The following is a 19,298-nucleotide window of genomic DNA, read 5'->3' as shown; positions in this document are numbered from 1 at the left end:
AGATTTTTTTTTGACGAACAATGCGAAACCTTCCCCGCCATGAAGTGCGGATGCTGTTGAACCAGATCGCGCGCGGCGACGATACAGCGTTGGCCAGGCTGTACGCGGCCTACCAGCCCCTCGTGTATGGCTACGTGCGCGCGCAGGTGTGGGACGACCCGCATGCGGTCGAGGAGATCGTCAGCGACACGCTGCTGGTGGCCTTCCGCAAGACCGATGCGTATACCGGGGTGTCGGAGTTCTCGACCTGGCTGTGCGGCATCGCGCGCAACAAGGTGGCCGACTGGCGGCGCCGCAAAGGACGGATCGAGGAAGTGTTCGTCGACGATCCCGACGCCATCGACAACGCCGCCGCGCCGGGTTGGGGCGTGCTGGAGCTGATCGAGGAGCGCGAGCGCGGCGCGGCGCTTGTCGAATGCATGGACCGCCTGCCGGACAGCCAGCGCGAGGCGCTGTACTGGAGCGCGGTGGAAGAGTGCGGCCTGGAGGAAGTGGCGGCGCGCACCGGCGTGCCGGAAGGGACCGTGAAATCGCGCCTGTTCCACGCGCGGCGCCGTGTGCGCGAATGCCTGGAACGGGCCTTTGGTGGCGGCTTCGGAGGAGAACGGAATGGATGACAAGGCACAGGCACGCGCCAGCTTCCGGGCGGCGCTGCCCTTTTATATCAATGGCACGCTGCCTGCGGGCGAGCGCGCCGCCGTCGAGGCCTTCCTGGCAGACGATGCCGAAGCGCGCGAAGAACTCGCGTTCGCGCAGGCGCTCGCCGGTGCGGCGCGCCGGCATGTGGAGGAGCGCGATCCGATGGCCGGCTTCGCGCAGTTCCGGCAGCGCCTGGCCGCCGCGCGCGCTGACGAACAAAAGCCGCCGCGGCGCGGCTGGCGCGAGTGGGCAAGGAGCTGGGGCTTCTCGCCAGCGCTGGGCTTCGTCATCGCCCTGTTGGGACTGCAGACGGTGATGAACCTGGGCGTGCTGCCGCGTGTGGCCGACGAACCCGTGACCCGTTCGCTGGCCACGGCCCAGCGCGCGGCCAACCTGAAGATCGTGGTGCGTGCATCGACGAACATGGCGCAGCTGGCCGAGCTGCTGCAGGCGCAACGCTGCCAGATCGTGTGGGGGCCGGGCAGCGGCGGCGAGTTCTGGCTGGTGGTCGACGACCGCAAGCGCATCGAGGCCGTGCGCAATGCCCTGCTGGGTTCGAACCTGGTGGACGACGTGCTGGTGCTGGAGGCGCCATGATGCTGCGTCTTCTTGGCGTGTTCTTGCTGGTGCTGGCGTGGACGCCGGCCCAGGCGCAGGTGAAGACGCAGGCGCCGGCATCCATCACCAACCGCTACGCGCTGGTGATCGGGAATGGCGACTACGGCACCAACAGCCTGCCGAACACGCGGCCCGACGCCAGGCTGATTGCCGACAGCCTGCGCCAGGCCGGCTTCGACGTCACCCTGAAGACCGACCTCACGCGCAGCGGCATGTTCGACGCCACGCGCGGCTTCGCCGAGCGGCTGCCGGCCGGCGCCTCGGCCGTGGTCTACTACGCCGGCCACGGCATGCAGATCAAGGGCGAGAACTACCTGCTGCCGGTCGACATGGTCGTCACCGGCGAAGAGGGCGTGAAGCAGCGCGCCTTTCCGCTGCAGGCGTTGCACGAAAGGCTGGCGCTGTCGAAATCGGCGGTCAACGTGATGATCCTCGATGCCTGCCGCAACAACCCCTTCCAGCCGGTGAAGCCGGTCAAGCTGCGCAGCTACGAGAACCTGGGCCTGGCGCCGTCCAGCGCCGCGCGCGGCACCCTGGTGGCCTACTCCACCGCGCCTGGCCAACTGGCCGAGGACGGCAGCGGCCGCCGCCACAGCATCTATACCGAGACCCTGGCCAGGCTGCTGGCCCAGCGCGGGCTGCCGGCCGAGACGCTGTTCCGCACCTTGTCCGACCAGGTGCGGCGCCAGACCCGCGAAGACCAGCAGCCCTGGTTCGAGTCCTCGCTGGCCGGCGATTTCTATTTCCTGCCGCCGCCGGGCTGGCGTCCGGGGGCGCCGCCGCTGACGGCCCGTTCGAGCGCAGCCGCCGGCCGTTCGCGCGGCATCGGCTCGATCGGCAGCACCGGCAACGACGCCTGGTACCGCGATATGGACGAATCGGATTGGACCGGGCTGGATCATGAGCTGGAAGCGCGCGCGCGTGCGGCCGACAGCAACGAGATGGCGGCGCTGCGGCGCCAGGCCGGCAAGGGCAATGTGGTGGCGATGACCACGCTGGGGCTGGCCGCCTTGCAGGATGCGGAGCAGGGCGGCGCGGAAAGGCGCCAGGCCAGGGCACAGGCGAAAGGGTGGTTCCTGAAAGCGGCGCGCCTCGGCTTCCCGGTGGCGCAGACCGAGCTGGGCGAGATGCTGTATGCCGACCGCACCGCGCAAGCGCGCGAGGAGGCGTTAGGCTGGCTGGAAAAGGCGGCGCAGGCGCGCTACCCGCGTGCCCGCATCGACCTGGCCCAGCTGCGCATGCAGCAGAACCCGACGCCGGAAGCGGTCAAGGCGCTGTGGGGGACCATCATGGACAGCAATGCGACCATGATGAAGCAGGGGAAGATGCAGCCGAAGACGGGGCAGTAAGCGCGGATACCGGTCCGTTTCGGGAACGCCATTCCCACAGCGGCCATTTCTCATTGTTGGGTGAGATTGCGGTGCATGAAAACAGTGGTGTTGCAAAGTGTCGGTAGTTATTGGCATTTACCGACGATATGCAACAATGGATGCATGAACACCGCGCTGCAAGCTGTCAATAAACCAGCCTTCCGGGCGAAAGATGCCGTCGACGCTGGCCTGTCCCGCATGGCACTGACGCGCCTGGTGCGCCAAGGCGATATCACGCGCATCGCTCGCGGCCTGTACGCATTCACCAACAGGCCCAGCACGGAACTGGATAGTCTGGTCGACCTTGCCGCCTATAGGGGACAGGGCGTTTTCTGCCTCCTTACCGCCCTGCGTTTTCACAAGCTGACCACCCAGTCGCCCTTCGAAGTCTGGCTGGCACTGCCCAATAAGGCACGTGCCCCGAAGATCGACTATCCCCCCGTCAGGATTGTCTGGTACTCAGGCACGGCGCTCACGGAAGGCGTCGAACGGCACGAGGTGGCCGGGCAGGCCATCGAGGTGTATGGTATTGCCAAGACAATTGCCGACTGCTTCAAGTACCGCAACAAGATCGGCGTCGATGTCGGCATCGAGGCGCTGCGCGAGGCATGGCGGGAAAAGCGCGTAACGATGCGCGAGCTTTATTATTTCGGTAAGGTTTGCCGGGTCGAGAAAATCATGCGTCCTTATCTGGAGTCGCTTGTTTGAATGTGACAAGGAACATGCCGCAGTCGGTCCTGGCCCGGCTCAAGAACACGGCAAGGGATGCGCATCTCGAGTATCAGCAAGTGCTGACTGGCCGGTATGCCCAGCCCTGCACTGCGTGCCTATCCGCGTTATACCGCCATTGCCAGTTCGGCTGCATTCGCAAGGCTATTTCCTTGATCATGAAAGCATCGCCAGCTTTGACAAGAGCATCATGAGCACCACGACGAGCGCACTTGCATTCATTCCTTTTGCCAGCCTGGCGAAGCGTTTTATACCGCCGGCCTCTGCTGATCGTGCCAGCCAGTGACTGGCAATCCAGATCATCACAGAATAGGCGACAAAGAAAATGACTGTATTACTTTGGAAGTAAATCGGCTGGGGCCACGCAAAATAAAATTTGTAAAGCTTGTACAGTGCGACCAAAAAACGCTCCAGCACGACAGTAAGTACGATGCCGGCCTGAACCAACAACAGACCAATCGCTAGCCGTGTCGCGAAGCGCATCGGCATCACCTGTCTTGCGTCGATCGGTATCGAACAGCCAGATTCCTTGGGCGCCTCATTTTTCGCAGACGAGAACTTCATGACTTGCCTGTCTTCCTGACAATCGATCACGAAGGTGGGCAGACGCCCACCTCCCTCAAGCGCTTACTTCGACTCGGCAATCCAGCGATCCACCTTCGCCTCCAGCAACGACAGCGGCAACGTCCCTTCACCCAGCACGATGTCGTGGAACTTGCGGATGTTGAACTTGTCGCCCAGCGCGCTTTCCGCACGGCGGCGCAGTTCGACGATCTTCAGCGCCCCGATCTTGTAGCCCAGCGCCTGGCCCGGCCACACCATGTAGCGCTCGATCTGGGCGCGCGAGTCGGCTTCGCTGTAGCCCAGCGTCTCCGAGAAGTACTTGATGCCCTGTTCGCGCGACCAGCCCTTCGTGTGCATGCCGGTGTCGACCACCAGGCGCGCGGCGCGCAGCATCTCGTCGTTCAGGTGGCCGAAGTAATCTTCCGGCTTGTCGAACAGGCCCATGTCCTTGCCCAGGGTCTCGGCATACAGCGCCCAGCCTTCGGTAAAGGCGTTGTTGCCGCCGAACTTGCGGAAGTTCGGCAGGCCCAGTTCCTGCACCAGCGCGATGTGGAAGTGGTGGCCCGGCTGGCCTTCGTGCAGGAACAGCGTGACCATGCCGGTGCTGCCGTACTGCGTCGGGTCGTTCACCACCGACCAGAACACGCCCGGACGCGAACCGTCCACCGCCGGCGGGGTGTAGTGGTCCGAGGCCGTGGCGCGGCTCAGTTCAGGTTCGAGGCGCAGGTCGAGCGGGGATTTGGGCATCAGGTTGAACATCGAAGGCAGCTTCGTGCGCAGCTGGGCGTCGAGCTTGCGGTAGACGGCGATGACTTCCTGGTCGGTTTTAAATGGCTTGTACTTCGCCTGTTGCGACACCCAGGCCGGCAGGCCGGCGGCCGGGCCGTTGTAGCCCATCTTCGGGCCGGTGCGGCCGTATTCGCCCTGGATGCGCGCCACTTCCTTAAGGCCGATCTCGTGGATCCGCTCGGGCGTCAGGCTGGTGGTGGTCTGGCTCGCCACGCGCACCTTGTACCACGCGGCGCCGTTCGGCAGGGCGTCCCAGCCGGTGCTGGTGCGCGCAACGGGCAGGTATTCCTTTTCCAGGAAGGTCGCCAGGCGCGCCAGCGCCGGATTCAGCTTCCCGGCTATGGTGTCGCCATACAGCTTGGTGAGCTGGCGCTTGTCGGCGTCGGAGAACCCATCCGGGAAGCTCTTCACCGGCGAATAATAGATGCTGTCTTCGGGCGTGGCCGCCACCAGCTGCTTGAACTGGGGCAGGGCGGACGTCATCACCGATTTCGGATAGGTCACGCCGCGCTTGACGCCTTCGCGCATGTTGGCGATGGCCTGGTCGATCCAGGGGCCGAGCTGGACCAGGCGGCTGGCGTAGGCACGGTAATCCTTCACGCTCGACAAAGGCTGGGCGCCCTGGCCGCTGGCGTAGTTGGCCAGCGTGACCGGCATGCTGTCCATCTGGCTGACCGGCAGCAGGTATTCCGGGAAGGGCTCGAAGCGCAGCGCGGTCGCCAGCTCGTAGTCGAGGATGTCGTAGCTGGTCTGGTCGCGTTGGCCCAGGCTGTCGCGCTTGATCGCGTGCAGGCGCTTCTGGAAGTCTTTATACCGTGCAAACTGTTTAGCCCGTTCCTGCGGCGAGATCGTCATGCCGATCTGGTCGATGAAGCGGTTGTCGCCGCTTTCGCTGGCCGACACCGGATCGAAGCGCGCGATGGCATCGTAGTATTCGTCGGCGAGCTTGTTGAGCGCCTTGCCGGCTTGCGGATTGGCGGTGGCCTGCTTGGTGGCGGGTGTGGCAGCCTGCCCTGCGGCCAGGGCAGGTGCGGAGGCGATGAGTGCGGCCGCGGCGAGTGCGCCGAGCTTGAACAACTGGGTCATGTGCATGAATCCTTAATAGCTTGCCAGCGGCGCCAGGGCGCCATTCTTGAAGGTGTAGACGGTGACGGCGGTCTTCTTCAGGTTGCCCTTGTCGTCGTAGCCGTAGGTGCCGACCACGCCCGCGTAGCTCAGGGTGCGCAGCTGCTGGGCCACGGCGGCCGGGTCGAAGGAGTTCGCCTTTTGCATCGCCTGGGCGATGAACATGGTCTGGTCGTAGAAGGAAGGCGCGTAGACGTCGGGTTCGCGCTTGAAGCGCGCCTTGTACTTGCTCAGGAAAGCCGGGCCGTTCGGCTGTTTGGCGATGATGGCGCCGGCCTGGGCGCAGCGCACGTTTTCGCCGACGGCCGGGCCGCCGAGCTTGGCCATCTCGGGGCTGCACAGGGTATCGCCGCCGAGCAGCGGCACCTTCAGGCCGAGGGCGGCCATCTGGCGCGCCATCGGCGCGGCCTGCGGCGCATAGCCGCCGAAGAAGATGGCGTCGACCTTCTTCGCGCGCAGCGAGGTCAGGATGGCGGAAAAGTCGCTCGCCTTGTCGTTGGTGAATTCGTGGCCGGCGACCTTCATGCCGGCGGCCTGCGCCTGGCGCTTGAATTCGGCGGCGATGCCGGTGCCGAAGGCGGTGCGGTCGTCGATCACGCCGACGTTCTTCACTTTCAGTTCCTTGGCCGCGTAGCTGGCCATCGAGCCGCCCACCTGGGCGTCGCTGGCGACGGTGCGGAACACGGTTTTATAACCGCCCTGGGTGATCTTGGGATTGGTGCCGACCGTGGACATCAGGGCGCCGGCCTCGTTGTACACGCGCGAAGCGGGAATCGCGACGCCCGAGTTGTAGGGGCCGAGCACGAACTTCACGCCGCCGTCGACCAGCTTCTGCGCCACCGTCACGCCCTGTTTCGGATCGCCGGCGTCGTCTTCGGATTGCAGATCGAAGCGCACGGTCTTGCCGGCTACCTTGATCTTCTGGGCGTTGAGGTCTTCGACCGCCAGGCGCACGCCGTTTTCGTTGTCCTTGCCGGCAAAGGCGTTGGCGCCCGAGAGCGGGCCGGTCACGCCGATCTTGACGACTTGTTCCTGCGCCAGCGCCGTGCCGGATACGCACAGCAGCGCGGCCAGCGCCAGTGGCGCCATGTTCATTTTCGATGGCATCAGCCTGTCTCCGTTATGTGCAAACGGACGCCATCATCGCATAAAACGGCATGCCCGGAAGGGACAATGCACGGCCAGGTCAGGCCGGCAAGCCGTGCGCGATGAGTTCCAGCGGCAACGCGGTCGTGCTCTTGATCTGCTCCATCGAGAAGGCCGAGGAGACGCCGGTCAGCTGGGCGGTCTTGATCAGCTTCTTGTAGAAGCGGTCGTAGCCTTCGATGTCGGTGGTGACCACTTTCAGCAGGTAGTCGACGTCGCCGCTCATGCGGTGGAATTCGAGCACCTCGGGCAGGGCGGTCACGGCGGCGGCAAAGCGCTCCAGCCATTTTTCGTCGTGCTCGCGGGTGCGCACGCTGACGAATACCGTCACCGGCAAGCCCACCTTCCGGCGGTTGACGATGGTGACGCGGCTTTCGATATAGCCCTCTTCCTCGAGGCGCTTGACGCGCTTCCAGCACGGGGTGCTCGACAGGCCCACCTTTTCGCTGAGCCCGGAAATCGACAGCGTCGCGTCTGCCTGGAGCGCGGCAAGAATGGCGCAATCAAATTTGTCTAGTGAATTCATTCTATTTATAGGTCACTATGAGAACAAACATGCTTAGTTTTGGCGATATACAAACGAATTAAGAATGCGCACTTCTATACAAATTCGTAACATATTTCTGAACAATAACACGATCTTCGCCCGCAATTTCAGTTTTATTATGGACTCCGAACTCTACCTCGACGCCAATGCCACCTCGCCCGTGCTGACGGCCGCCATCGTCGCCGCGCATGCCGCCATGCAGATCGATTTCGGCAACCCGAGCAGCAGCCACGCGGCCGGCCTGCGCGCCCGCGTCGTCCTCGACGAGGCGCATGCACGGGCGCGGCGCGTGCTGGGCGCGGGAACGGGGCGGGTGATGTTCACCAGCGGCGCCACCGAAGGCATCCAGACCGCCGTGCTGTCGGCCCTGTGCGCGCTGCGCGAGCGCCGCGCCGCCGGCCAGCCCTGCGGCGACTTGCTCCTGTACGGCGCCACCGAACACAAGGCGGTGCCGGAAAGCCTGGCGCACTGGAACCGCATCCTCGGCACCAACCTGACCCTGCAGGCGCTGCCGGTCGACGGCGATGGCCGCCACCGCCTGGACCTGCTGCGCGAACTGGCGCCGCGCACGGCTTTCCTGTGCACGATGGCGGCCAACAACGAGAGCGGCGTCGTGTCCGACCTCGACGGCATCGCCGCGGTGCTGGCCGAAACCGCCAGTCCCGCACTGTGGATGGTCGATTGCGTGCAGGCGCTCGGCAAGCTGCCGCTGGACCTGCAGCGCACCCGCATCGACTACGCGCCCTTCTCGGGCCATAAACTGTATGCGCCGAAGGGCGTCGGCATGCTGTATGTGCGCGACGGCGCGCCCTTCACGGCGCTGATGTGCGGCGGCGGCCAGGAAGGCGGCCAGCGCTCGGGCACCGAGAACATGGCCGGCATCGCCGCGCTCGGCGCGGTCCTGCGCGCGCTGGAAGAGGGGAACGTGTTCCGCTCGCACGCGCAGCTGCTGTATGCGCGCGACCGCCTGGCGGCGGCCCTGCGCGCGGCCTTCCCGGCGATCGTCTTCAATACCCCATTCGCGCACGCGCTGCCGACCACGCTCAACTTCGCCGTGCCCGGCCTGTCGGGCAAGGAACTGCTCGACCTGTTCGATGCCGCCGGCATCCGCGTCAGCGCCGGTTCGGCCTGTTCCGCTGCCAGGGCGGCGCCCAGCTACGTGCTGGAAGCGATGGGCTTGCCCGCCTGGCGCTGCGCGAACGCGGTGCGCCTGTCGCTCGGGCCGCTGCTGGACGATGCCTTTGTCGACGCCGCCGTGGAGCGCATCGCGCGCTGCGGCGAGGCGCTGCGCAAGCTGCCGCTGGCGGCTTCGCGCCCGGGCGCCGCAGGCGTGTACCACTTCGGCGCCGATGGCGGCTGGCTGGTCTTCGATCCCGCAGGCGGCGATTGCGTGGCGATCGACGTGCCGGCCGCGCTGGCGGAACGCGTCACGGCGCTGCTGCGCCAGCACGCCTACCGGCTGCGCGCGGTACTCGCCACCACCGAGGACGGCGGCGCCGCGCTGCGCGACCGGCTGCAGGCCGCGGGCTGGCCGGCCGCGTGCGAGACGGTGCGGATGGCCGACGGCAGCCCGGCCGAAGCCATCCGCCTCGGACGCGAGGTGCTGGCGCGGCGGCCCGGTGCGGCCGGCTTCGTGCTCGCGACGGTGGAGGAGGGCGTGCTGGCCAAGGTGCGCCTGGCCTTCGGCGACGCATCCGGCGACGCCATCGTTTGCCGGCCCGCGGGCATCGACGCGGCGCTGCAGCCGGTGCGCCAGCCTGCCGAACTCGCGCGTCACCAGTTGAAACACTTCTTTGCCGCGCATCCCGACGCGCTGCTGATCGACGTGCGCGAAGCCTGCGAGCACGCGGCCGGCACCCCCAGCCTGCAAGGCCGCGCCGCCTACAGCCTGCCGCTGTCGCGCCTGGCCGACCATGCCGCCTGGCTGCGCGACGAAGCGCGTCCGCTGGTGTTCTTCTGCCGCAGCGGCAACCGCAGCCTGAAGGCGGCGCAATGCCTGCAGGGGCTGGGGCGCGAGCGGGTCTGGCACCTGGCCGGCGGGCTGGCGCTGCTGCGCGACTGAGCCGGCAGGCGCATGCTTGATCCCCGTCAGGCGGCGGGGACACCTGCGTACGTTAGCGCACGGTTTCTCATCCGATGATCTTCTAGCATGCCTTGACGCGTGCGCCGCACAGGCGGATTGCACGTCCATCATCGAGGCCCTGTTGAACGAAGAACTGCATCTCCTGCCCGACGCCCGGCGTACGGGGCGCCAGCCTGTCCGCACGCAAGCCCAGCCCGGCGCGGACGAGGCGCCCCTGCGCGCCGAGGTGTTCAGCGCGGCGCAGATGGCGGTGCACGGACGCCAGCTGGCGGCGCGCCACGAACTCGCGCACGAAGACACGCCCGACCGCCTGCTGGTGCGCCTGGCCGCGAATGGCGCGGTCATCCAGCAGGCCTGCGCCGCCCTGGCGCGCGCGGCAAGGAACAAACAAACCCTGGCGCCGGCGGCCGAGACCCTGCTCGACGATTACCACCTGGTCGCCGAACACGTGCGCAGCGCGCGCCACCAGCTGCCGCCAGCCTGCAGCCGCGCCCTGCCGCGCCTGGCCGGCGGCGCGCCGCGCATCTACCAGCTGGCGCTCGAAGTCGTCACGCACGGCGACGGCCGCCTGGAGCAGGAAAGCCTGGCGCGCTTCGTGGCCGCCTACCAGGAAGGCGCGCCCCTGAAGCTGGTCGAGTTGCGGACCATCCCGGTCATGCTGCGCCTGGCCCTGGTCGACAACCTGCGCCGCATCGCCGCGCGCCTGGATGCGCGCCGCGTCGAGCACGAACTGGCCGAAGGCTGGGCCGAGCGCCTGATCGCCACCTCCGCGAACCGCCCCGGCGACCTGGTGCTGCTGGTGGCCGACATGGCGCGCGCCGTGCAGCCGCTGGGCGCCGGCTTTGTCGCCGACCTGGCGCAGCGCCTGCAGGGCGGGGGCGCCGCGCTGGCGCAGGTGCTGGAGTGGATCGGCGCACGCCTGGCCGACGAAGGCTCGAGCATCGCCGCCCACGTCCAGCTCGACAGCGCCAGCCAGGCCGCCGACGCGGAGTCGATCGCCAACAGCCTCGCCAGCCTGCGCCTGGTCGCGGCCATCGACTGGCACGACTTCGTCGAGACCATGAGCGCGGTCGAGGCCACGCTGCGCCAGGACCCCGCCGGCGTGCATGCGCGCATGGATGCCGCCACGCGCGCGCATTACCGCCACGCCGTCGAGCGCCTGGCGCAGCAGTCGCGGCACGGCGAATCGGAAGTGGCGGCCGAGGCGCTGGCGCTGGCCAACGCCCAGCCAGTAGCCGAAGGCGCGGATGGCCGCATGCGCCATGTCGGCTATTACCTGGCCGGCGCGGGCTTGCCGGCGCTGCGCGCCAGGCTGCGCATGCGCGCCGGCGTGCTGGCCGGCCTGCGCGGTGCGGCGCGGCGCCGGCCCTTGCTGTCTTGGCTCGGCGCCGTCGGCGGCTTCACGCTGCTGTTCGTCACGGCGCTGCTGGTGCACGCCTGGATCGATGGCGCCGGCATGCCGCTGCTGCTGGCGCTGGCCCTGCTGTCGGCGTTCGGCGCCAGCCAGCTGGCGCTGGCGCTCGTCAACGCGATGACGGCGCGCCTGGTGCGGCCGCAGCCGCTGGCGCGCATGGATTTCGGCGCCGGCATCCCGCACGATGCGCAGACCCTGGTCGTGGTCCCGGCCCTGCTCGACAGCGCGGAGACCGTCGCCGCCCTGGGTGCCAGCCTGGAAGTGTGCTACCTGGCCAACCGCGACCCGCAACTGCGCTTTTGCCTGCTGGGCGATTTCGCCGATGCGCCGCAAGAAACCATGTTCGAGGATGCCGAACTGCTGGAAGGAGCGCGCAGCGCCATCGCCGCCCTGAATGCGCGCCACGGCGACGGGCAGGGCGCGCCCTTCCTGCTGCTGCAGCGCCCGCGCACCTGGAGCGGCACCGAAGGCGCCTGGATCGGCCGCGAACGCAAGCGCGGCAAGCTGGCCGACCTGAACGCCTTCCTGCGCGGCGGCGCGCGCGAGCGCTTCGTCCTGGCCGAGGGCGGTCTCGAAGGCCTGGACCAGGTGCGCTACGTGATCGCGCTGGACCCCGACACCCAGCTGCCGCGCGACGCCGCACGCCAGCTGGTGGCGGCCATGGCGCATCCGCTGAACCGTCCGCTGCTCGACCCATCCGGCAGCCGCGTGATCGCCGGCCACGGCCTGCTGCAGCCGCGCGTGACCACTTCGCTGCCGGTCGACGACGCCTCGCGCTACGAGCGCCTGTGCGGCGGCGAGCCGGGCATCGATTTGTATGCGCATACCGCGCCCGACGTCTACCAGGACCTGTTCGGCCAGGGCGCCTGGCTGGGCAAGGGCATCTACGAGGTCGATACCTTCGAGCGCGTGCTGGGCGCGCGCCTGCCGGACGGGCAAGTGCTGGCGCACGAGCCGCTGGAAGACGTCTATCTGCGCTCCGGCCTGGCCAGCGACGTGCAGGTGTACCAGGCCTATCCTGCGCGCTACAGCGACGACGTCGGCCGCCGCCACCGCCGCATCCGCGGCGCCTGGCAACTGGCGGGCTGGCTGCGCGCCCGCGTGCCCGCGCCGGGCGGCGGGCGCGAGGCGAATCCGCTGCCGCCGCTGGCGCGCTGGAAGCTGTTCGACGCCTTGCGCCGCAGCCTGGTGGCGCCGACCCTGGTGGCGACCCTGCTGCTGTGCTGGTCGCTGCTGCCCGAGCCGGCGTTCTGGAGCGCGGCGGCGCTGGCCGTGTTCTTCCTGCCGGCCTTCCTCGGCATGTTCGCCGCGCTCGGCGACAAGCCGCACGACATGCTGTGGCGCCAGCACCTGGCCAACTGGTGGCGCGGCGCGCGCGGCGCACTCGGGCATGCGGTGATGAGCATGTCCTTCCTGCCGCACGAAGCCTGGTACAGCGTGGATGCGATCGCACGCGGCAGCTGGCGCCTGGTCGTTTCGAAGCGCAGGCTGCTCGAATGGAAGGCGGCCAGCCTGGCGCGCTCCAGCCTGGACCTGGAAGCCAACTGGCGCAACATGTGGTTCGCGCCGGCGCTGGCCGTGGGCACGGCGCTGCTGCTGAGCTTTGCCCATCCGTTTGCGCTGTTCGCCGCCGCGCCGCTGCTGTTGCTGTGGTTCCTGTCGCCCATCCTCGCCTGGTGGCTCAGCCTGCCCTTCGTGCCGCGCGTGCCGCAGCTGTCGGGCGAGCAGACCCTGTTCCTGACCCGGCTGGCGCGCCGCACCTGGGGCTTCTTCGAAACCCAGGCCGGGCCCGGGCACAACTGGCTCGCGCCCGACACGCTGCAGGAACACCCGCAGGCCAGCACCTTGCCGCGCACCTCGCCGACCAGTATCGGCGTCGGGCTGCTGGCCAGCCTGGCGGCGCGCGACTTCGGCTTCATCGCGCAGGCCGAGCTGCTGGCGCGGGTGCGCGCGGCCTTCGACAGCATGGCGCTGCTCGAACGCTATCGCGGCCACTTCTACAGCGGCTACGACACGCAGACCCTGGCGCCGCTTTTACCCAAGTATGTGTCGACTGTCGAAAGCGGCAACCTGGCCGGCTACCTGCTGACCCTGGCCGCCGGGCTGGAGCAGATGGCCGACGAACCGGTTGCCGGCGTCACATCGCTGGCCGGTGCGCGCGCCACGCTCGATGTGATCGGGGAACACGCGCCGCCGGCGGATGCGCTGGCGCGCTGCCGCGCGGCGCTCGGCCCGGACAGCTGCCGCAGCGCCGACACCCTGCCGGGCCTGGCCGACTGCCTGCAGGCCGCCGCCGGCGCGGCCGCGGCATTGCTCGCCGCCTTGCCCGATGACGCCGACCCGCAGCTGCGCGCCTGGTGCGAACGCCTGGACAGCCAGTGCCGCGCCGCCCACGCCGACCTGCTCGACCTGGCGCCCTGGATGCGCGCGGTGCACGAATACGTGCTCGACGCCAGCCTGACCCGCATCCCGACGCTGCGCGAGCTGGCCGCTGTCGTTCCGCCCCGCGCCACCGACGCTTCCTCGCGCTCGCTGGCGGCGCTGGTGGAAGAGGGCGTGGCCACGGCGAATGCGCGCATGACCGCGATCGCCACCCTGGCCAGCCAGGCGCGCGGGTTCGGCGCGATGGACTTCGGCTGCCTCTACCGGCGCGAACTCGGCCTGCTGGCCACCGGCTACCAGGTGGACGAGGAACGCCCCGACAGCGACGTCCACGACTTGCTGGCATCGAAGGCGCGCCTGGCCAGCTTCATCGGCATCGCCCAGGGCCAGCTGCCGCAGGAACACTGGTTCGCGCTCGGACGCCAGCTCGGCATCGTGCACGGCGAGCAGGTGCTGCTGTCGCGCAGCGGCGCGCTGGCCGCCTACCTGGCGCCGCTACTGGTGATGCCGACCTGGCGCAACACGCTGCTCGACCGCAGCTGCCACGCGGCGGTTCGCGTGCAGATCGACCATGCGCGCCGCCACGGCATCCCCTGGGGCATGTCCGACTCCAGCTACCACGCGGTGGACGCGGCGATGCAGTATGCCTACGGCGCCTTTGGCGTGCCGGCCATGGGCCTGCGGCGCGGCCGCGGCGACGACCTCGTGGTGGCGCCCTACGCCAGCATGCTGGCCCTGATGGTGGAACCGGAAGCGGCCTGCGCCAACCTGGAGCGCCTGGCGCAGCTGGGCTGCCTGGGCGAATACGGTTTCCATGACGCGATCGACCATACCGCCGCGCACCTGCCGCACGGCCGCCGGCATGCCGTGGTGCGCGCCTTCATGGCGCGGCATCAGGGCATGGGCTTGCTGGCGCTATCGAACCTGTTGCACGACAAGCCGATGCAGGCGCGCTTCGCCGCCGACCCGCAGTGCCGGGCCGCCTCCCTGCTGCTGCAGGAGCGGGTGCCGAAGTCCGGCGCCTTCGAGGCGGACGCCGGCGAGGCCGAGGCGCCGCGTTCCCGGCCGCTGCCGGCGCGTACCGTCACGCGCCCCGGCGCGGCGCAGCCCGACGTCCAGCTGTTGTCGAACGGGCGCTACCACGTGATGGTGACGGGCGATGGCGGCGGCTACAGCCGCTGGGGAGACCTGGCCCTGACGCGCTGGCGCGCGGATGCGGCCGGCTTCGATGGCGGCCTGACCTGCTACCTGCGCGACCTGGACAGCGGCGTCGCCTGGCCGGCTGCCTGGCAGCCGGCGCTGGCCGAACCCGAGGCTTACGCGGTGCGTTTTCTGGAAGAGCGCGTGGAACTGCGCCGGCGCGACCATGGCATCGAACTGCTGACCGAGATCGTGGTGTCGCCCGAGGACGACGTCGAACTGCGCCGCATGCGCATCCGCAACGTCACCGGCCGCGCGCGCAGCATCGAGCTGACGAGCCATGCGGACGTGGCGCTGGCGCCGCCGGCGCTGGACAACGCCCACCCGGCCTTCAGCAAGCTGTTCGTGCAGGGCGAGATCCTGCCCGCCCGCGACGCCATCCTGTGCACGCGCCGTCCGCAAGGGCAGGGCGAGGCGGCGCCCTGGCTGCTGCACCTGATGACCGTGCATGGCGCCGGCGCCGGCGCGGCGTCCTTCGAGACCAGCCGAGTGCACTTCGTCGGGCGCGAACATGGGCATCTGCTGCCGGCGGCGCTGCGCCAGCCAGGACCGCTGGGCGGCCACGATGGCGTTGTGCTCGACCCGGCGGTCGCGATCCGCCGCGTCCTCGCGCTGGCGCCCGGCGAGGAAGCCGCGGTCGACCTCGTGCTGGGCGCGGCCGGCACGCGCGCGTCCGCCCTGCGGCTGATCGACCGCTACCGCAACCATGCGCACGCCGACCGCCCCCTTGACCTGGCCTGGGCTCACAACCAGGCCGTCCTGCGCAGTCTGGATGCCGGCGAAGACGAGGCCCAGCTGTTCGCCCGCCTGGCCGGCAGCCTGCTGTATCCGCAGCGCGCCCTGCGCGCCGACCCGGACCGCATCGCCGCCAACGGGCGTGGCCAGGCCTGCCTGCAGGCGTATGGCCTCACGGGCGAGCATCCGCTGCTCCTGGCTCGGATTGTCGACCCGGCCAACCTCGCCTTCGTGCGCCAGCTGCTGCAAGCCCACGCCTGGTGGCGCATGAAAGGGCTGCGCACCGACCTGGCGATCTGGATCGGCAGCAGCGACGACACCCTGCACGACGGGGTCCGGAACCTGGTGGCCTCGCGTGTCGATGCGCAGGCGGTCGCCTGCCCGGGTGGCGTCTACGTGTTCTCCAGCGACGGGGTACCGCAGGAGGACCAGCTGCTGATGCAGGCAGCTGCCAGCGTGGTGCTGCTGGACGAACGCGGCAGCCTGCGCGACCAGCTGCGGCGGGCAGCGGCCGGCAAGACCGCGCTGCCGCCCCTGCTGCACAGCGACACGGCGCAGGATGCCTGGACCGTGCGCACGCCGCAGCCGGCGCCGCCCCAGCTGGTGCTGGAGAACGGCATCGGCGGCTTCAGCGCCGACGGCCGCGAATATGTCATCCGCACCGGCCCGGGGCGGCCCACGCCGGCGCCGTGGTCGAACGTGCTGGCCAATCCGGAGTTCGGCACAGTGGTGTCGGAAAGCGGCACGGCGCACACCTGGCGCGGCAACGCCCAGGCCTGCCGCCTCACGCCCTGGCACAACGACCCGGTCCGCGATACCGGCGGCGAAGCCTTTTACCTGCGCGACGAACACAGCGGCGTGTACTGGTCGGCGACCGGCGCGCCGCGTCCCTCGGGGGGCGACTACCTGACGCGCCATGGTTTCGGCTACAGCGTGTTCGAGCACACGGCGCATGGCATCCATTCCGAACTGGCCAGCTTCGTGCCGCTCGATGCGCCGCTCAAGTACGCGGTGCTCAAGGTGCGCAACGACAGCAGCCTGCCGCGCCGCCTGTCGGCCACCGGCTATGTGGAATGGGTGCTGGGCGAGCAGCGTGCCGCCTCCGGCATGCACGTGGTGACCGGGCGCGACGACGCCAGCGGCGCGCTGTTGGCGCGCAGCGCGTACGGCGGCGACATGGCGGGCAGCGGCGACATGGCGGACAGCGTCGCCTTCTTCCACGTCGATGCCGCGCAGGCCGCCTTCACCTGCGACCGCATGGAATTCATCGGCCGCGGGCGCAGCCTGGCGCAGCCGGCCGCCCTGGCGCGTGCCGGCCTGTCGGGCGCCGCCGGCGCCGCGCTCGACCCCTGCGCCGCGCTGCAGGTGGCATTCGAGCTGCAGCCGGGCGAGCAGAAGGAACTGGTCTTCATGCTCGGCGCCGGCGCCGACGCGCCCGGCCTGGTACGCCGGCACCGCGGCGCGCCGGCCGCTGCCGCCGCTTTCGAGAAGCTGCGCGCCTGGTGGGACGAGACCCTGGGCGCCGTGCGCATCGCCACGCCCGACCCCGCGCTCGACATGCTGGCCAACGGCTGGCTGCTGTACCAGACGATCGGCTGCCGCCTGTGGGCGCGCGCCAGCCAGTACCAGTCCGGCGGCGCCCAGGGCTTCCGCGAAGGCTTGCAGGATGCGATGGCCCTGATCCACACCCGTCCGCAACTGCTGCGCGCGCAGCTGCTGCAGTGCGCGGCGCACCAGTTCATCGAAGGCGACGTGCAGCACTGGTGGCATCCGCCCGGCAGGCGCGGCGCGCGTACGCGCTGTGCGGACGACCACCTGTGGCTGCCGCTCGCAACCTGCCGCTACATCGCCGCCAGCGGCGACATGGCGGTGCTGGACGAAGCGCTGCCCTGGCTCGAAGGCCGCGCCTTGCGCGAGGGCGAAGAAGCGTATGTGGGCGAGCCGGCGCCATCCGGGCAGCGCGGCGACCTGTACGAGCACTGCGTGCGCGCGATTCGCCACGGCCTGCGCTTCGGCGCGCACGGCCTGCCGCTGATGGGCAGCGGCGACTGCAACGAGGCCATGGACCGCATCGGCATCGAAGGCGAGGGCGAGAGTGTCTGGCTCGGCTTCTTCATGGCCGAGGTGCTGGCGCGCTTCGCCGAGCTGGCCGAACGCCGCGCCGACTTCGGCTTCGCCACCACCTGCCGCGCCGCCTGCCAGGTGCTGGGCGCGCGCCTCGAGGAACACGGCTGGGACGGCGCATGGTACCGCCGCGCCTTCTTCGACGACGGCACGGCGCTCGGCACGCAGGATGGCGCGGCCTGCCGCATCGATGCGATGGTGCAGGCCTGGAGCGTGCTCTCGGGCGTGGCCGGTCCCGAGCGCGCGGCGGGCGCCATGGCGGCGTTCGAGGCACAACTGATGCGGCGCGGGCACCGGCTGGTGCAGCTGCTCGATCCGCCTTTCGACGGCGCCAGCCAGGATCCGGGAACGATCGCCGCCTACCCGCCCGGCGTGCGCGAAAACGGCGGCCAGTGCACCCAGGCCGCGGTCTGGGCGGCGATGGCCTACGCCCGCCTGGGGCAGAGCGAGCGCGCCTGGGAACTGCTGGAGCTGCTCAACCCGATCAAGCACGCGGCCAGCCGCGAGGACGCAGGGCGCTACGGTCTCGAACCCTATGTGCTGGCCGACGATGTGTGCGCCGCCGCGCCGCATATCGGACGCGGCGGCTGGAGCTGGTACACTGGCTCGGCTGGCTGGATGTACCGGCTGATCGTCGAATCGCTGCTTGGCGTGGAGCGCCGCGGCGAACGGCTGGTGCTGGCGCCGCAGCTGCCTTGCGGGTGGCCGGGCTTCCGCATGGAATACCGCTACCGCAGCGCCGTGTACGAGATCGAGGTGCGCTTCGCCGAGGCGGGCGCGCTGCTGGTCGATGGCCGTGCGCGCGAAGGCAACACGCTGGACCTGGCCGACGACGGCCAGCGCCACCGCGTCGAGCTGCTGGTGCCGCGCCGGCACGGACCCGCCATGGCGGCGGCGCACGAACCCACTCAGTCGAAGTCGATCACATGACCAAGAAAATCACGCTGGCGGCCGGCGCCGCCTTCCTGCTGTCCTGCGGCGGCGCCTATGCTGCCGACTGGAGCGACACGGCCGTCAGCTGGCGCTACGGCACCCGCTTCGCCGAGCCCTACAACCCGGAACACATCAAGAAGCACATCTTCGCGCTGACCCACGCCAGCGGCTACAAGTACGGCAGCAACTACTTCAACGTCGATCTGCTGCAGTCCGACAAGACCGACCCGGCCTCGCTCGGCCAGTCCGAAGGCGCCCAGGAAGCCTACATCGTCTACCGCCACACGCTCGACATCGGCGCCCTGCGCGGCGCCGAGATGCGCTACGGCCCGGTGAAGGGCGTCGGCGTCACCTTCGGCTTCGACTGGAACACCAAGAACGACGTCGGCTACAACTCGCGCAAGCGCATGCTGGTGGCCGGACCGACGCTGATGTGGGACGTGCCGGGCTTCCTCACCACCAGCGTCCTGCTGCTGAAGGAATCGAATGCGCCGAGCGGGGCCTTTCCGCCGATCTCGGAGGTGAACGGCCGCTACACCTACGACAACCACGCCATGCTGAACGCGAGCTGGGGCATTCCGGTGACCGAGCGCCTGGCCTTCGAGGGCTACCTGAACTTCATCGCGGCCAAGGGACGCGACGAGGTCGGCAACGGCACCGGCGCCGAGACCAATCTCGACATGGCGTTGATGTACGACGTCGGCGCCCATTTTGGCCAGCCGAAGAACCGTTTCCGCCTCGGCCTCGAATACCAGTTCTGGAACAACAAGTTCGGCAACACGCGCCGGACCACGGGCGGCAACGGCCAGCGCGCCAGCACGCCGATGGTGCGCGCCGAGTACCATTTCTAGTGGCCGTTCGGGAGCGCCGCAAACGGGCGTTGCATATCGGAATCGCATA

General features: G+C 69.2%; 11 protein-coding genes. 7 read left to right on the top strand and 4 right to left on the bottom strand.

Annotation, left to right across the window (positions count from 1 at the left end):
- Window positions 1–20: 20 nt before the first annotated feature.
- The 4 genes from QPK31_RS25430 (at window position 21) to QPK31_RS25415 (ending at window position 3,335) form a co-directional block, all read left to right on the top strand.
- On the top strand, window positions 21–617 hold the full coding sequence (locus tag QPK31_RS25430; protein WP_290425689.1) for an RNA polymerase sigma factor: 597 nt from the start codon (window positions 21–23) through the stop codon (window positions 615–617).
- Window positions 610–1,236 (top strand): hypothetical protein, encoded by a 627-nt coding sequence (locus QPK31_RS25425; protein ID WP_290425688.1) that lies wholly within the window; start codon window positions 610–612, stop codon window positions 1,234–1,236. The genes QPK31_RS25430 and QPK31_RS25425 overlap by 8 nt, the downstream gene beginning before the upstream one ends.
- The gene (locus QPK31_RS25420; RefSeq protein WP_290425687.1) at window positions 1,233–2,606 is read left to right on the top strand and encodes a caspase family protein; all 1,374 of its coding nucleotides are present in this window, start codon (window positions 1,233–1,235) and stop codon (window positions 2,604–2,606) included. The genes QPK31_RS25425 and QPK31_RS25420 overlap by 4 nt, the downstream gene beginning before the upstream one ends.
- A 144-nt stretch (window positions 2,607–2,750) precedes the next feature.
- Window positions 2,751–3,335 carry a type IV toxin-antitoxin system AbiEi family antitoxin domain-containing protein gene (locus QPK31_RS25415; protein WP_290425686.1) on the top strand — a complete coding sequence of 195 codons (585 nt, stop codon included), beginning with the start codon at window positions 2,751–2,753 and terminating at the stop codon, window positions 3,333–3,335.
- A gap of 177 nt (window positions 3,336–3,512) precedes the next feature.
- Here the strand turns inward: QPK31_RS25415 and QPK31_RS25410 are convergent, their stop codons facing one another.
- The 4 genes from QPK31_RS25410 to QPK31_RS25395 all read right to left on the bottom strand — a co-directional run bounded on the left by QPK31_RS25410 (window position 3,513) and on the right by QPK31_RS25395 (window position 7,506).
- A complete protein-coding gene (locus tag QPK31_RS25410) occupies window positions 3,513–3,920 on the bottom strand; it encodes a hypothetical protein (protein ID WP_290425685.1) in 408 nt (135 codons plus the stop codon).
- Window positions 3,921–3,983: 63 nt separating this feature from the next.
- Window positions 3,984–5,795: a DUF885 family protein gene (locus QPK31_RS25405; protein WP_290425684.1), complete on the bottom strand. Its 1,812-nt coding sequence runs from the start codon at window positions 5,793–5,795 to the stop codon at window positions 3,984–3,986.
- Window positions 5,796–5,807: 12 nt separating this feature from the next.
- On the bottom strand, window positions 5,808–6,941 hold the full coding sequence (locus QPK31_RS25400; protein ID WP_290425683.1) for a branched-chain amino acid ABC transporter substrate-binding protein: 1,134 nt from the start codon (window positions 6,939–6,941) through the stop codon (window positions 5,808–5,810).
- A 79-nt stretch (window positions 6,942–7,020) separates the two neighbouring features.
- The gene (locus QPK31_RS25395; RefSeq protein ID WP_290425682.1) at window positions 7,021–7,506 is read right to left on the bottom strand and encodes an Lrp/AsnC family transcriptional regulator; all 486 of its coding nucleotides are present in this window, start codon (window positions 7,504–7,506) and stop codon (window positions 7,021–7,023) included.
- 139 nt (window positions 7,507–7,645) lie between these two features.
- Between QPK31_RS25395 and QPK31_RS25390 the strand changes: the two genes are divergently transcribed.
- The 3 genes from QPK31_RS25390 (at window position 7,646) to QPK31_RS25380 (ending at window position 19,249) form a co-directional block, all read left to right on the top strand.
- Window positions 7,646–9,589: an aminotransferase class V-fold PLP-dependent enzyme gene (locus QPK31_RS25390; protein WP_290425681.1), complete on the top strand. Its 1,944-nt coding sequence runs from the start codon at window positions 7,646–7,648 to the stop codon at window positions 9,587–9,589.
- Window positions 9,590–9,731: 142 nt separating this feature from the next.
- Entirely contained in the window at window positions 9,732–18,395 is an 8,664-nt protein-coding gene (locus tag QPK31_RS25385) for a GH36-type glycosyl hydrolase domain-containing protein (RefSeq protein ID WP_290425680.1), read from the top strand.
- Window positions 18,392–19,249 carry an outer envelope protein gene (locus tag QPK31_RS25380; protein ID WP_290425679.1) on the top strand — a complete coding sequence of 286 codons (858 nt, stop codon included), beginning with the start codon at window positions 18,392–18,394 and terminating at the stop codon, window positions 19,247–19,249. The genes QPK31_RS25385 and QPK31_RS25380 overlap by 4 nt, the downstream gene beginning before the upstream one ends.
- Window positions 19,250–19,298: the final 49 nt, after the last annotated feature.

The sequence above is a fragment of the Massilia sp. YIM B02769 genome (assembly GCF_030411995.1).
GTDB lineage: Bacteria > Pseudomonadota > Gammaproteobacteria > Burkholderiales > Burkholderiaceae_D > Telluria.
The sequence above is the reverse complement of the archived record's forward strand: the minus strand, read 5'-3'. Positions and strand labels throughout refer to the sequence as shown.

Excerpts from the sequence above, each read along its gene's own strand:
- QPK31_RS25430 (WP_290425689.1), top strand. The coding sequence starts at position 21 with ATGCGAAACCTTCCCCGCCATGAAGTGCGGATGCTGTTGAACCAGATC.
- QPK31_RS25425 (WP_290425688.1), top strand. The coding sequence starts at position 610 with ATGGATGACAAGGCACAGGCACGCGCCAGCTTCCGGGCGGCGCTGCCC.
- QPK31_RS25420 (WP_290425687.1), top strand. The coding sequence starts at position 1,233 with ATGATGCTGCGTCTTCTTGGCGTGTTCTTGCTGGTGCTGGCGTGGACG.
- QPK31_RS25415 (WP_290425686.1), top strand. The coding sequence starts at position 2,751 with ATGAACACCGCGCTGCAAGCTGTCAATAAACCAGCCTTCCGGGCGAAA.
- QPK31_RS25410 (WP_290425685.1), bottom strand. The coding sequence starts at position 3,920 with ATGAAGTTCTCGTCTGCGAAAAATGAGGCGCCCAAGGAATCTGGCTGT.
- QPK31_RS25405 (WP_290425684.1), bottom strand. The coding sequence starts at position 5,795 with ATGACCCAGTTGTTCAAGCTCGGCGCACTCGCCGCGGCCGCACTCATC.
- QPK31_RS25400 (WP_290425683.1), bottom strand. The coding sequence starts at position 6,941 with ATGCCATCGAAAATGAACATGGCGCCACTGGCGCTGGCCGCGCTGCTG.
- QPK31_RS25395 (WP_290425682.1), bottom strand. The coding sequence starts at position 7,506 with ATGAATTCACTAGACAAATTTGATTGCGCCATTCTTGCCGCGCTCCAG.
- QPK31_RS25390 (WP_290425681.1), top strand. The coding sequence starts at position 7,646 with ATGGACTCCGAACTCTACCTCGACGCCAATGCCACCTCGCCCGTGCTG.
- QPK31_RS25380 (WP_290425679.1), top strand. The coding sequence starts at position 18,392 with ATGACCAAGAAAATCACGCTGGCGGCCGGCGCCGCCTTCCTGCTGTCC.